Raw genomic sequence first — 14,403 nt, 5'->3', positions numbered from 1 at the left:
ATGGCTGACACTAAAAGTATTTTAACCTCGCCTATTTTTGATAATAACCCCATTGCCCTACAGATCCTTGGTATCTGTTCGGCACTGGCTGTCACCACAAGCATGGCTAATGCCATGGTAATGTGTGTGGCGTTGACCTTAGTCACGGCGTTTTCAAGCTTCTTTATCTCGATCATTCGTAAGCAAATCCCTTCAAGCATTCGTATTATCGTACAGATGACCATTATTGCTTCCTTGGTTATTTTGGTCGATCAGGTGCTAAAAGCCGTTGCTTATGATGTGAGTAAAGGCTTGTCGGTCTTCGTTGGTTTGATTATCACCAACTGTATCGTGATGGGTCGTGCCGAAGCATTTGCCATGAGCAATCCACCAGTGCCAAGCTTTTTAGATGGTATTGGTAATGGTCTTGGCTATTCTGCGGTTCTGCTGTTTGTTGCGACTATCCGTGAGCTACTTGGCTCAGGTACGTGGTTTGGTATCACCATCCTACAGCCTGTCACTGATGGCGGTTGGTATATTCCAAACGGTCTATTACTGTTGCCACCGTCAGCATTCTTTATTATTGGTTTGTTCATTGCCATTATCCGTATCTGGAAACCTGAGCAGGTTGAAGACGCTGAATTTGTAATGAAGCCGCAGTCTAAAGGCATGGCACATGGAGGCGGTCACTAATGGGACATTATGTTAGTTTATTTATAACCTCAGTCTTTATTGAGAATATGGCGCTGGCCTATTTCTTAGGTATGTGTACTTTCTTGGCCGTATCAAAGAAGGTTTCAACCGCTATTGGTCTGGGTGTTGCCGTGGTCGTCGTGATGGCGATTACCGTACCATTAAACAACTTACTCTTTCAGTTCATTCTCAAAGATGGTGCGCTGGCATGGGCAGGTTTCCCTGATATCGATTTAAGCTTTTTGGGCTTGCTCAGTTATATCGGCTTGATTGCTGCGACCGTACAGATTCTAGAGATGTTCCTCGATAAGTTCGTTCCTAGTCTGTATAACGCCCTTGGGGTGTTCTTGCCACTTATCACTGTGAACTGCGCCATCTTAGGTGGTGTACTATTTATGGTAGAGCGTGACTATAATTTCGGCGAATCTGTCGTGTATGGTGTGGGCGCAGGCTTCGGTTGGGCATTGGCGATTACCGCATTGGCCGGTATCCGTGAAAAGTTAAAATACTCAGACATTCCAGCACCGCTGCGTGGTCTTGGTATTACTTTTATCACAGTTGGTCTGATGTCACTTGGCTTTATGTCTTTCGGCGGTATGTCAATTTAGACCGCTAAGCTTAACAGCCTATTTAGCGATTTGACCTATTTAATTCATTTATTCGGTAGGGGTTCAGGAAACACGCAATGACGTATTTTCGCACCCCTACTCCATAGATTAAGGATACCTACCATGGATTACGCTACGGCGATTGGTGGCGTTGCTATGTTTACCTTGATCATCATGGGCCTCGTTGCCATTATTTTGGCGGCGCGCTCAAGACTGGTCAGTTCAGGCGATGTTACCATCCATATCAATGATAATCCCGATAATGACGTCGTGACCCCAGCAGGCGGTAAATTACTACAAACCCTTGCAAGCGAAGGTATTTTCTTATCTTCAGCCTGTGGTGGCGGTGGTACTTGTGCGCAGTGTCGTTGCCGCGTTATTGAAGGGGGCGGCTCTATCTTGCCCACCGAAGAAGGCTATTTTACTCAAGGCGAAATTCGCAATCACATGCGTTTGGCTTGTCAGGTAGCCGTTAAGCAAGACATGAAAATCGAGATTGACCCTGAGTTTTTTGATGTACAAAAGTGGGAATGTGAAGTTCTCTCTAATGATAACGTTGCTACCTTTATTAAAGAGCTGGTTCTTAAGATTCCAGATGGCGAAGAAGTAAACTTCCGTGCCGGTGGTTATGTGCAGTTAGAGGCGCCACCGCATGAAGTGCATTATAAAGACTTTATCATTGACGAAGAATACCGTGAAGACTGGGAAAAATTTGGTATTTTCAACTATGTCTCAAAAGTTGATGAGCCAGTTATTCGTGCTTACTCGATGGCCAACTACCCTGAAGAAAAAGGCCTTATTAAGTTTAATATTCGTATCGCCAGTCCACCGCCACGCGGTCCTGACGGCATTCCACCAGGCAAAATGTCATCATGGGTATTTAGCTTAGTACCTGGCGATAAAGTGACAGTTTCAGGTCCTTATGGTGAATTCTTTGCCAAAGAGACTGACGCTGAAATGATTTTCGTTGGTGGTGGTGCTGGTATGGCACCGATGCGCTCGCACATCTTCGATCAGCTTAAACGCTTACACACTAAGCGTAAAATCAGCTTTTGGTATGGTGCACGCTCTATTCGTGAGATGTTCTATGTTGAAGATTATGATCAACTAGCAGAAGAGTTCGATAACTTTGAGTGGCATGTAGCATTGTCTGATCCCTTACCAGAAGACAATTGGGAAGGTCCAACCGGCTTTATCCATAATGTACTACTTGAAAATTATCTGAAAAACCATCCAAACCCAGAAGACTGTGAATACTACATGTGTGGGCCACCGATGATGAATGCAGCGGTCATCGACATGCTACACAGCTTGGGCGTGGAAGATGAAAACATCATGCTTGATGACTTCGGTGGTTAAGTGAGCAACTAAGCAAATGGTTACGTAAAAAAGTATTCTAAAGTGATAAATAAAAAAGAGTCTCAATTGAGGCTCTTTTTTTGGCTTTGACTAAATGTAACCCTTGCATAATAAGCCTACAAATCTAAATGGCAGACCGCCTGCCCTCTACTATATTATTAATTGTTTATTGCCTTAAGAAAGGATTCTTATGAAAACCAACATTAAAGATTTGACCATTTGGATTACTGGTGCTTCTAGTGGTATCGGTGCAGCATTATCTATCGCCTTTGCCAAACGTGGTGCCACCATTATTTTAAGTGGGCGTGATGAGGCAAAATTAGTAGCAGTCAAAAGCCGCTGTAAAAATAGCAAAAACCATTTCATCATCCCTTTTGATATCACCGATGCTAAACAAGCACAAGACGCGTATGAGACAGCTAAAGCTCAAGCTGGAAAAATTGATTGGCTCATTAATAATGCTGGCATCAGTCAACGCTCGCTTATTATGGAAACCACTGAAGAAGTTGAGCGCCAAATTATGGAGATAGATTATTTTGCGCAGACACGTCTTACCAGACTGGTATTGCCAGATATGGTCACACAAGGTAGCGGCAAAATTGTCATGGTATCAAGTGTGGCAGGTTTATTAGGCACGCAATATCGCGGCGCTTATGGAGCAGCCAAAGCCGCACTTCATATGTGGGCAAACAGTCTGCGTGCAGAACTGCATGAACAAGGCATAGAGGTGGCGACGATATTCCCAGGATTTATTCAAACCAGTATTTCTATTAACGCCTTGACTGGTGATGGTAGCGCGCAAGGAACGATGGACGAGGCGACTAATAAAGGATTAACTGCAGCTACCTTTGCCAAACAAGTCATAAAAGCCCTGATTAAGGGTGAAGAATATATCATCGTGGCAGGCACTAAAGAAAAACTGGCGACCACAGTCAACCGCCTATCGCCACCAAAACTATATAAGCTCATCCGTGAATCAAAAGTAAAGTAAATCTAGTCGTTTAAGCCACTAGGTCTTAAGTCGATGATTGGCGTTATGGGTGACAAGGGGTGTAAAATGGGCGACGCTAATAGAACGTGCCACTCACCCTTTTGTCATAAAAGCCATTATGATTAATATGAGAAAACCAATAATGCAAAAATTATCCCCACTCTCATTGTCTAGAAAATCGATGAAAACTACCTTATTGCCCGTTATGGCTATCAGTGCTGTATTCAGTCTTAGCGCTTGCCAGCAAACGCCAGATTATGACTATCTCAGCGGTGAGACCATGGGAACGAGCTACCATATCAGTTATCAGCTACCTGCGAATACAGATGAAGCGGCCATCCAAGCGTCGATTGATAAGCGCTTGCAGCAAATCAATGACAGTATGTCTACCTATCAAGCAGACTCTACTATCTCTAAGTTCAACCATTTAGGTAAAGACATCCCTCTCACTATCGATGCAGATTTTGCTCACGTACTTGATGTGTCACGAATCGTCTATCAGCAATCTGGTGGCGCCTTTGATCCTACCGTCATGCCATTGGTAGATACTTGGGGCTTTGGTAGCACCATGACCGTTGAGCGCTTGCAAAGTCCACCGACGGCACTTGAGATTGCTCAAGCAAAAGCCTTGGTCGATTTTGAAAGCATTGTACAAAAAGAGCAGAGCATTTATAAAACCAAAGACGGCGTCGGGCTTGATTTCTCAGCAGTTGCTAAAGGTTATGGCGTCGATGTAATCGCCGATGTGCTCAGAGATGACTATCAAATTCGCAACTACATGGTAGAGATAGGGGGTGAAATTGCAACCTCTGGGGTCAATAACCAACAGCAGCCGTGGCAAATTGCGATTGATGCACCTATTGAGGACAGTACGGTCAGCGAGCGTCAGACAATATCAGCGATTCGTCAACCCATCAATACCGATAATCAGATGTATTTGGCAACTTCTGGCAACTATCGTAATTCCGTCATATTCGACGGTCAGCGCTACAGTCATACGATTGATCCAACCACTGGCCAGCCTATCGCGGGCGGTGCACCATCGGTAACCGTTGCAGCAGACTCAGTCGCCTTGGCAGATGCGTGGGCAACTGCCCTCACTGCGATGCCTTATAAAAAAGCCCTTGCGACAGCCAAAGCACAAGATATAGCTGCCTTGTTTGTTGTTTTAGCTGATGATGCAAAGGCGACGGATTCTGATAAGAATACTGACCAGTGGCAAGTGGTACAAACACCAGCAATGCAAGCATTACGTGCTGACAAACAGCCTTAGAACCTAGTCGCAATAGAGCTTAGTCGCAATAGAGCTTAGTCGCAATACTGTAAACGGCTCGATAACCATCAACGAGCCATACAAAAATTTGCTATACTGATCTTGCTATACTATTAAGGTATTACCCTAGTAAATAGCCACACTATTTTTAAAAATCGAGGTTTCCTCTATGCTTAGTCAATTGCTTCCCATGCTTGCCATTACCTTTACCGTATTCGTCCTGTTCTTTATCTTTATGGGTATCGGTTATATGGTCAAAAAGAAGCCGCTTAGAGGATCTTGTGGCGGCGTTGCTAAACTAATGGGTGATGAAAATTGCTCGTTTTGTGGAAATGATCCCAATAAGTGTGATTCAATCGTGGCAGAACAGCAAGAAAATGCCCTTAAAGCCGCTCAGCTAGGCAAACCTGTATAAACTAAATTTTATAAATACCGCGTTTGTTACTATACGCTGGTAGTATTTACCTAACATCTGTTCTTATAATAGCGCCTAGTCCTTTGAAAGGGACTGGCGCTATTTTTAGTTGTGCCAGCCGCGACGTATCTAGTTAGCATCGCTTTAAGATATCTTGGATATAAATACGGCACGTGCAAGGCCTGTTAATAATAGTAGACTAAATAAATCTAATACCGTATCCAGTTGATAGGCGATTGAAGATAAGCGCGCTTTCAAAATGGTTACTCATATATCTTGTATTCTGCAAGTAATCTCTAGTTCTAATTTACGATTCTAATTAATGATTTTAGTCACCGTCTAGGTGCGTTTTCTTTGGTGTTATTTACAAGCGACGATGCTTCGGCGCTGTTTAATGACGTGTCCTTTTTCTTATTCTAATAGTCGTGCTGCTATGTCTACCTCTACTGATTTGCCACCTGATGTGCCATTACAGTCTCATTCAGATACGCCGTCACCGTTTGAGCTGCCCTCCTCACGCTTCACTTTTTGGCTCATTTTATGTGCCATGATTTTGCTCGCCACCAATATGCGTGCGCCTATTGTTGCTCTCGGCTCTATTGCCCCTGTTGTACAAGATGCCCTCAATATCTCTGAGACGCAGATTGGTTGGCTAGGAGCAGTGCCCATGCTGACTTTTGCGGTGGGCGCACTGATCGCGCCAGCCATTGGTAAGCGTTTTGGGCTTGAGAATACACTCATTGCGATGATTGCATTATTAACCACTGGTATGATGATTCGTACCGTTATTCCCACTTGGTCTGGATTTTTGATTGGTACGTTATTGTTGACCCTGGCTATCGGTTTTGCGAACACCTTAGCTGCCCCTGTTATCAAACAGCGTACGCCCCAGCATATTCCACTCATAACAGGACTATTTAGTCTAACGATGACGGTAACGGCAGGTATCGTCGCTGGAGTTGTACTACCATTATCTGAGCAGGTGGGTTGGCAATGGGCACTGGGTGGGTGGTCGCTATTGGGCATTTTTGCGATCGTTATTTGGATATTTTTACGGTTGCAGCTTGGTTCCTCTAGTAATCAAGCAATTGTGCCACCTACCTCTGGAGCGTCTGACATCTCCATGTGGCGTACGCCTTTTGCTTGGCAAATTGCGGTATTTATGGGGCTGCAATCACTATTATTTTATACCGTTGCCAGTTTTTTGCCATCCATTTGGGTCAGCAAAGGGCTATCTGCAGTGCAGGCAGGACAAATGGCTTCAGTGTTTCAGTTTATGGCGCCAGTCTCTATTTTGAGCCTGACATGGCTGATCAATCGCGGCCGCCCTATTCAGGCGCTGGCGGTGTTTGCAGCGGTGCTGAATGTTATTGGTATTTTAGGAATCAATTATTTATCTACCGACCTCGCGTGGTTGTGGTCAGGTCTGATGGGCATTGGCTGCTCCGCTATTTTCACCTTGAGTATGATGCTGTTCTCCTTACGTACTTATACGACCAACCAATCTAGTGAGCTGTCGGGTATGGCGCAATTCGTCGGTTATTTGATTGCGTTTTTCGGTCCCTTAGGGACAGGTTGGCTACATGAAGCGACTGGCAGTTGGGATTTACCACTATTCATTATGCTCATTTTGATGGTTATCAACGTCGTCATTGCTTGGGTAGTGAGTCGTCCAGTGATGGTCGATGGCAAAAAGCTTTAATGTCAAAAACTACAGTAACCTTAGGATAATATTGGTGTCTGTCTTATTTTGCTACACTGGTTTGATTGCTTATAGGACAGAATAATCATGATGAATTTATCCATTCGTTTCGCTCGACACTTACCAACATTGGCTATTTTAACAGCCATAATGGCGCTCGGTGGTTGCCAAAAACCATCTGAACCTACCGCCAATAATGGCATGCAAAATAGCACTCAAACTGCCGAACCTCAAACGACAAATTCTGAGCAACCGGCAACATCCACTGCACAGCAAGCGCCATTAACGATCTTGGCATTGGGCGACTCCCTGACAGAAGGTCTTGGGGTGGACAAAGATGACAACTATCCTGCTCAGTTAGAAGATCGTCTGCAAGCAATGGGTTACGACAATGCCAAAGTTATCAATTCAGGATTGAGCGGTGAAACCAGCACGGGATTGGTCAATCGCTTAGACTGGGTGTTGCAAACTAAGCCTGATGTGACGATTTTGACTATCGGTGCTAACGATGCCATACGCGGTATCGATGTGGCGACAGTTGAAGACAATATTCGTACCGCGGTCAAACGTCTACAGGATAATGGCAGTATCGTCATTTTGGGCGGCATGCAGATCTATGACAACCTTGGCTCTGAGTATGTAAAGTCATTTGCAGCGATATATCCTCGCGTCGCCAAAGACATGAACGTGACGCTGATTCCTTTCTTCTTGGATGGTGTGGGCGGTGATCCTGCGCTCAATCAAGCCGATGCCATTCATCCGACTAAAGAAGGCTACGCAATTATCGTTAATGACAATATCTTGCCTATCCTAGCGCCTAAACTAGAAGCGCTAAAAATAGCCGATGCAGACAACGCAACTGAAAATGCTCAAGATGAGACGACAAAAAATACGACAAATGAGACTACTTAACGAGACACTGTAATGACATCATCACCTTCGATTGCCGCTTCAACGCCACAAGTAGATTATAAAAAAGAAGTTCTCCTCACCGCCTCGCAATTAAACAAAACCGTGCAAGTCGGCGAGCAAACCCTATCAATCATTAAAGACGTAGATATCTATGTCAACGCTGGCGAGTTTGTGGTCATTATGGGCAAATCAGGCTCAGGTAAATCCACCTTGCTAGGATTACTGGCGGCGCTAGATTATCCCGATAGCGGTACGGTGTCGCTAGCAGGTCAAATGTTAAGCAGTCTTGACGAAGATGCGCTAGCGGTCATTCGTCAGCACGATATGGGCTTTGTCTTTCAGTCGTTTCACCTACTGCCAACCTTGACAGTAGCCGAAAACATCGCCTTTCCACTTGATATTGCGAGACGTCCAAACCCAGCACGAGTAGACGAGCTAATTGATGCCGTTGATTTGGGTCATCGCCGTCATAGCTTGCCCAATCAGTTGTCAGGTGGTGAGCAGCAACGTACAGCTGTGGCACGCGCACTGGTATCGCATCCAAAGATTGTGTTTGCGGATGAGCCAACAGGCAACCTCGATGAGCAAAATGCCGATCAAGTCATGCAGTTGCTATTGGACTTACGCCAACAGGTTGGTTCAGCACTGGTCGTTGTGACTCATGACCCTGCACTTGCCAAAATGGCAGATCGTGTCATCACCATGCATGATGGGCGGATTGTACCTACATGAATAACTGGATTGTATCTTAATGAATAGTAAGCCCACAGACAATAAACCACCAGCTGATACAAAAAAGACTGATACCAGTATGCGTCAAGAGTCCAGCTATCCTAGCGGTATCCTAAACCAATTATTTACCCGTACCCTAGGTTTTCAAACACTAGGCTCACAGGCACTCAGCCGTAGTTGGTGGCAGCGCTGGGTATATCCGGTATTGTTTCTGCTGACATTAACCCTATCGCTTGCAACTTACCTAACCCTCGATTCTGTGCAGCAGTCTGTCGATCGCTATATCAATGACAATCAGCGCGCGCTCGTTGGTGGCGATTTGATTTTAAACAGTAAACAAGACTGGCCAAGTGAAGTATTGACGCAGGTAGAAACCATCCCCGATACGCAGACGGTGTATGACTATCAGTTTAGCGCCATGCTGGTCAATGATGAGCGAACCTTGCTTGCTAGCATTAAAGCGGTCTCACCGTCGTATCCCTTATACGGTACAGCGGAGCTTGCCTCAGGACAGCCGCTGTGGGAGCAGCTAACCTCTGACAGCGTGATCGTCGCGCCAGAAGTGCTCAGTAGTCTACAGGCCAATGTCGGTGACCGCATTACCATTGGTGATGCGCAGTTCACAATAAGTGATGTATTGACAAAAGAACCTGATCGCCCGCTGACCACCTTTGGGTTTGGTGGGCGTGTCTTAATGCATCAAGACTCACTCCCGTCAACCAACCTATTGGGGCAACGCAGCCGAATAAACTATCGTATTGAGATGGCAGGCGATCCCGAACTGATAACGACGCAGCGTGATGCGCTCACAGAGATACTGACCAACTATCCTGATATCGAGCTCTCTGACGCAGAGTCCGCAGACACTTCGGTCTCGCGTATCTCTGATAATGTACTGATGTTTTTAAAGTTACTGGTCATCGCAGTGTTGCTACTTTCTGCGGTCGCCATGTACGGCGTCATTAGTGCGTTTGTCACCAAGCAGCAGTCACCTAATGCCATTCGCTTGGCATTAGGTGAACCGCTTGGCTCACTCAAGCGCAGCTACTATCAACTGCTTATCGTCACCACTGCCATTGCTTGTGTCGCCGCGATTATACTGAGTCTAGGTTTGCTTAAAATTGGTCAGCCGTATCTGGTGGCTATCTTGCCTGCCGATGTTGGTCTCGCCATCAATCCAATCAGTGCGGTCAAAACCATTGTGATTGCTTTAGTCCTGACGTTGCTGATTGCGCAGCGTGGTTTAAGCGCGCTTAACACCACCAAACCCGCTACCCTACTCAATCAAGGGGCGAGCACCCAGACACAAAACCTGCCTTGGTATCGGCGCGTGCCATTACTATGGTATGGCTTGGTGCTGGCAGGGTTGTATGCCTTCTTTGCTTATGAAGTGGGCTCACTGTCGTTAGGCGCACAGCTATTGGGCGGCTTGATCGGTTTTGTAGCGATATTTTGGCTGCTGGCGCGTGGGTGGCTCTGGCTACTTGCCAAGTTAGCGAGCAATACCAAGGTCAGTTGGATGCAGCGCATTGCTATTCATAACCTTGCGCGTAAAGGTAACCAATCAGCGCTATTCTTTGTCACCTTATCGCTGTCGGTCGCGGTTCTGACGCTTATCACCACCCTCAATCACAGTATCAATGCGCAGTTTATCAATGCTTATCCTGAAGATGCGCCTAATCTGTTTTTACTGGATGTGCAGAGCGATCAACATGACGATATTGATGCGATCATTGAAGCACCCGTCACTTATTATCCCGTCATTCGTGCCCGTGTGGAGACGGCAAATGACGTACCGGCAAAAGATATTGAGCCTGAGGATGGGTTTGATGACCCTACGCGTGTGTTTAATTTGAGCTACGCAGATACGGTCATGGAGACCGAATATATCACTGAGTCGCTCACAGACGACGCGCTATATACCCCTATCGATGCGACAGATGAGCAAGTCAAACCCTTATCTATCTTAGATACTGCCGCCAGTATGCTCAATGTCGGTATGGGCGATAAGGTGCGCTTTAACATTCAAGGTATCGAAATCATCGGGCAAATCACCAGTATTCGCACGCGCTATGAGCGTGGCCCAAGTCCGTATTTTTATTTCCTGTTTGAGCCGTCGGTGCTGTCCGCAGCTCCGCAAATTCAATTTGCTACTGCCCACGTATCAGAGAATGACATTCCAGAACTACAAGGCAAACTGGTACGCGAGTTCCCTGCTGTCACCACGATTGACGGCACTGCCATTGCCAAGCAAATCCAAGAGCTGGTTGTACAAATGAGCCGCTTGGTCTATGTGTTTACCTTGCTTGCTCTGCTCACTGGGGTCATGGTGCTGATCAGCTCGCTACTGTCCACCTCACAAGATCGCATGAAAGACAGCGCGTCATTTAGACTACTAGGCATGCAAAAGCGTGACCTATATATGCTCAATATCTTAGAGCTGGGTGTGCTTGGTATTAGCGCGGCGATATTTGCCGTCGTCATCGCTAGCGTTGGCGCATGGGCGGCTATCACTCAATGGTTTAATCTACAGTTTAGTATGCCGTGGGCAAATCTAGCTATGGGTGGTGCAGCATTAGTTGTCTTGCTATTCGCTATTGCCATTATTTATGTGAAACTGGTGATTGGGCGCGGGATTATGGCGAGAGTTAGGGCGATGGTTTAGAAGGTACGCTATGAACTCAAATGACATGATAGTTAGTGATTTTTTGATAAGAATTATTTAACTTTTACCTCTTAGTGAGATCAGCATTGACCAAGCTCATTTTTTGATTTTCAGCCTTGACAGGTTATCAACAATCAAGGAAAACAACGACTTAAAAGGGTTAGCGCCTATTATTAATCAGGCGCTTGAACTCGAAGATATATTGTCTATATTAGTTATTGAAAAGTATCAGCAGGAACTAACACAACTTGAACAGTTATTGGTCAGTCATTTAGATATCGTAGATGATTGTGAAGGCTTGCATGAGTTGTCGAAAATGATAACTTCGATATGAGCTAAAGGGAGTTTCCTAAACTTTGTTTAACTGCTTATAGTCCACTAACTATTCATAATTGTCGTCAATTATTTCTATATTTAGTGAGTGCATTTTAATTGGCTCATTATCCCACTTTCTTGCCAGATACTCTATTTCCTGATAAATAGTCTTCTTACCGCTGATTGCACGAATTCTAAGAATTAATGGGTGAGCATATTGCCAAACTTTCATAAAACTAGAGTAGTGTAAATTTTTAAAAATCTCTTCTTCGAAAGCTTTTACACGTATTCCTAAGGCAACTTGTTCGTAATAGTTTAGTACATAATGAATATCATCTTTTAACTTTTCGTCTTCTAGTATTCTCTTATATCTTTTCTTTTTCTCTTCTTCGACATCTATTTTTCTTTTTTTTTCATTCTTTAGAAAACTTTTGTTTATTTTTATATGCTTAAATATTATAAAATCTTCTTTATGTCTAATTTCTTTAGATATTTCTTCGTCGGATTTATTTTTGTATTCATGATTGTCTAGCTGGCTATAATATTGGGGCAGATCATTTCCCTTAACAAAAATTAAGTTCTTAGTATTTTGCAATCTTTTATTTTCATTGAGTTCTGTCACAAGTTGTATTGTTAATTGTTTTCTACTAGAAGATTTACTACTTTGTATAGACTGATAAGTTAGATATAAACCTATTGTAGCTACAGCCACTAAAACATAGCTAGGGAAGGATCCAAGAACTACTCTATACACACTATCTTGGAAGCTTCGTACCGTCACTTCATCTGAAGCTGATACTACAACATCTGAGTAATTTATCTGATAGTGCCACCACAACCAAATAGCCCCTAGTGTAAACAATACAATAGGGGCTATTATAGGTAATTTGAGTTTTCTTCTTAATTTAACCATCCCATCCTTCATGAGTAACCTTCTTGAACATATCAAATTTTACCATTTGAATTCTCCTAACTAAGTAGAATTGTAAGCTTAATTTCACTTCCGTACTAAGTTGATTTACAGATAAAAAATACACTACGTATATACATAGTACAAAAATTTTATGTACTACAATGTAGAGTTAGTATTAATTTACGTAAATATAAAACGAACATTAGTTTATTTTTCCGCTCTGGCTTATCAATATTCTTAAAGAATATTGATAAGCCAGAGCTTAATTATACACAAATTTATCTTTCTTGTCAATAGATAAATTTCAGAATACACGACAAATTAGAGATAAACAAGACTTTTATAGGATAATTATATCAATAATATGTATAAACTAAACTCTTTTCAATCCACATCTGCCCCTGAACATCTCTCCCCGACCCCCTATCTTTTGCTATACTAGCCCAACTTTTATCAATCAAATTCCTTCTTATCAAACCCTCCCAAACAGCATGGTAGCCTTATGAAATTCTCAAAGTTCGGTCAAAAATTTACCCAGCCAACTGGCATCTCACAATTAATGGACGATCTAGGCGATGCGCTAAAAAGCGATCAGCCAGTCAACATGCTGGGTGGTGGTAACCCTGCCAAAATTGATGCCGTTAATGAGCTATTTTTGGAGACGTATAAAGCACTTGGTAATGACAATGATGCAGGAGAAGCCAATAGCAGCGCGATTATTAGCATGGCGAATTACTCTAATCCACAAGGTGATGCCGCCTTTATCGATGCGTTGGTTGGTTTCTTTAACCGTCATTATGATTGGAATCTAACGTCAGAAAATATTGCCTTGACCAATGGCTCACAGAATGCGTTTTTCTATTTGTTTAATCTGTTTGGCGGCGCTTTTGCTAATGAAAACAGTCAGGATGAAAAGAACGAATCTGTCGACAAGTCCATCCTACTGCCATTGACCCCTGAGTATATCGGCTATAGCGACGTGCATGTCGAAGGTCAGCATTTCGCAGCGGTATTGCCACATATCGATGAAGTGACTCATGACGGCGCGGAAGGGTTTTTTAAATATCGGGTGGATTTTGACGCGTTAGAAAACTTGCCAGCGCTAAAGGAAGGTCGTATTGGCGCGATTTGCTGCTCACGCCCGACCAACCCGACTGGCAACGTGTTGACCGATGAAGAAATGGCGCATTTGGCCGAGATTGCCGAACGTTATGACATACCCCTTATCATCGATAATGCCTACGGTATGCCCTTCCCTAATATCATCTATTCAGACGCGCATTTGACGTGGGATAACAATACGATTCTGTGCTTTAGCCTGTCTAAAATTGGCCTGCCCGGTATGCGTACCGGTATTATAGTAGCCGATGCGAAAGTGATCGAAGCGGTCAGCGCGATGAATGCGGTGGTGAATCTAGCGCCGACACGTTTTGGTGCAGCGATTGCCACGCCATTGGTAGAAAACGACCGTATCAAGCAGTTAGCCGATAATGAGATTAAGCCGTTTTATCAAAAGCAGGCCACTCTTGCCGTGAAGCTGTTAAAAGAAGCATTGGGCGATTATCCGTTGATGATTCATAAGCCTGAAGGCGCGATATTCTTATGGTTGTGGTTTAAAGATTTGCCGATTACCACGGTTGAGCTGTACGAGATTTTAAAAGAAAAAGGCACGCTCATTGTACCAAGTCAGTATTTCTTCCCTGGTGTCGATGTCAGCGATTATCAGCATGCACATGAGTGTATTCGTATGAGTATCGCCGCTGATGAGCAGACACTGACTGATGGTATTGCAGCGATTGGTGAAGTGGTACGTGGGTTGTATAATCAGAAATAGGTTTCTAAATAT

The 14,403-nt window shown here is 44.1% G+C and carries 13 protein-coding genes; 12 read left to right on the top strand and 1 reads right to left on the bottom strand.

Going from position 1 to position 14,403, the window contains the following annotated elements; translation table 11 throughout:
* The 11 genes from JFC08_RS07190 (at nt 1) to JFC08_RS14040 (ending at nt 11,663) form a co-directional block, all read left to right on the top strand.
* Nucleotides 1-672, top strand: coding sequence for an NADH:ubiquinone reductase (Na(+)-transporting) subunit D (locus JFC08_RS07190; RefSeq protein ID WP_055125671.1), 672 nt, complete (start codon nt 1-3; stop codon nt 670-672).
* Nucleotides 672-1,280, top strand: coding sequence for an NADH:ubiquinone reductase (Na(+)-transporting) subunit E (gene nqrE, locus JFC08_RS07185; RefSeq protein ID WP_011281361.1), 609 nt, complete (start codon nt 672-674; stop codon nt 1,278-1,280). The genes JFC08_RS07190 and nqrE overlap by 1 nt, the downstream gene beginning before the upstream one ends.
* Nucleotides 1,281-1,403: 123 nt before the next feature.
* Nucleotides 1,404-2,639, top strand: a complete 1,236-nt coding sequence (nqrF, locus tag JFC08_RS07180; protein ID WP_045447641.1) for an NADH:ubiquinone reductase (Na(+)-transporting) subunit F — start codon at nt 1,404-1,406, stop codon at nt 2,637-2,639.
* A gap of 190 nt (nt 2,640-2,829) precedes the next feature.
* A complete protein-coding gene (locus tag JFC08_RS07175; RefSeq protein WP_198330242.1) occupies nt 2,830-3,630 on the top strand; it encodes an SDR family NAD(P)-dependent oxidoreductase in 801 nt (266 codons plus the stop codon).
* A gap of 142 nt (nt 3,631-3,772) precedes the next feature.
* Nucleotides 3,773-4,903 (top strand): FAD:protein FMN transferase, encoded by a 1,131-nt coding sequence (locus tag JFC08_RS07170; protein ID WP_227697692.1) that lies wholly within the window; start codon nt 3,773-3,775, stop codon nt 4,901-4,903.
* A 169-nt stretch (nt 4,904-5,072) separates the two neighbouring features.
* Nucleotides 5,073-5,318 carry a (Na+)-NQR maturation NqrM gene (gene nqrM, locus JFC08_RS07165; RefSeq protein ID WP_045447638.1) on the top strand — a complete coding sequence of 82 codons (246 nt, stop codon included), beginning with the start codon at nt 5,073-5,075 and terminating at the stop codon, nt 5,316-5,318.
* 433 nt (nt 5,319-5,751) lie between these two features.
* The gene (locus tag JFC08_RS07160; protein WP_227697691.1) at nt 5,752-7,020 is read left to right on the top strand and encodes an MFS transporter; all 1,269 of its coding nucleotides are present in this window, start codon (nt 5,752-5,754) and stop codon (nt 7,018-7,020) included.
* A gap of 87 nt (nt 7,021-7,107) precedes the next feature.
* Nucleotides 7,108-7,932, top strand: a complete 825-nt coding sequence (locus JFC08_RS07155) for an arylesterase (protein WP_198330239.1) — start codon at nt 7,108-7,110, stop codon at nt 7,930-7,932.
* A gap of 12 nt (nt 7,933-7,944) precedes the next feature.
* Entirely contained in the window at nt 7,945-8,664 is a 720-nt protein-coding gene (locus JFC08_RS07150) for an ABC transporter ATP-binding protein (RefSeq protein ID WP_198330238.1), read from the top strand.
* 19 nt (nt 8,665-8,683) lie between these two features.
* Nucleotides 8,684-11,329: an ABC transporter permease gene (locus tag JFC08_RS07145; protein ID WP_198330237.1), complete on the top strand. Its 2,646-nt coding sequence runs from the start codon at nt 8,684-8,686 to the stop codon at nt 11,327-11,329.
* A gap of 79 nt (nt 11,330-11,408) precedes the next feature.
* Nucleotides 11,409-11,663 (top strand): DUF3969 family protein, encoded by a 255-nt coding sequence (locus tag JFC08_RS14040; protein ID WP_353511621.1) that lies wholly within the window; start codon nt 11,409-11,411, stop codon nt 11,661-11,663.
* Nucleotides 11,664-11,711: 48 nt separating this feature from the next.
* On the opposite strand, the gene JFC08_RS07135 is transcribed toward JFC08_RS14040, so the two are convergent.
* Complete coding sequence (locus JFC08_RS07135; RefSeq protein WP_045453854.1) at nt 11,712-12,569, bottom strand: DUF4760 domain-containing protein; 858 nt, start codon at nt 12,567-12,569, stop codon at nt 11,712-11,714.
* A 490-nt stretch (nt 12,570-13,059) separates the two neighbouring features.
* On the opposite strand from JFC08_RS07135, the gene JFC08_RS07130 reads away from it, so the two are divergent.
* Entirely contained in the window at nt 13,060-14,391 is a 1,332-nt protein-coding gene (locus JFC08_RS07130) for a valine--pyruvate transaminase (protein WP_198330236.1), read from the top strand.
* Nucleotides 14,392-14,403: the final 12 nt, after the last annotated feature.

Origin of the sequence: Psychrobacter cibarius, from assembly GCF_016107535.1 — a bacterium.
GTDB classification, from domain to species: Bacteria; Pseudomonadota; Gammaproteobacteria; order Pseudomonadales; family Moraxellaceae; genus Psychrobacter; species Psychrobacter cibarius.
This window is presented reverse-complemented; position numbering and strand designations above follow the sequence as displayed.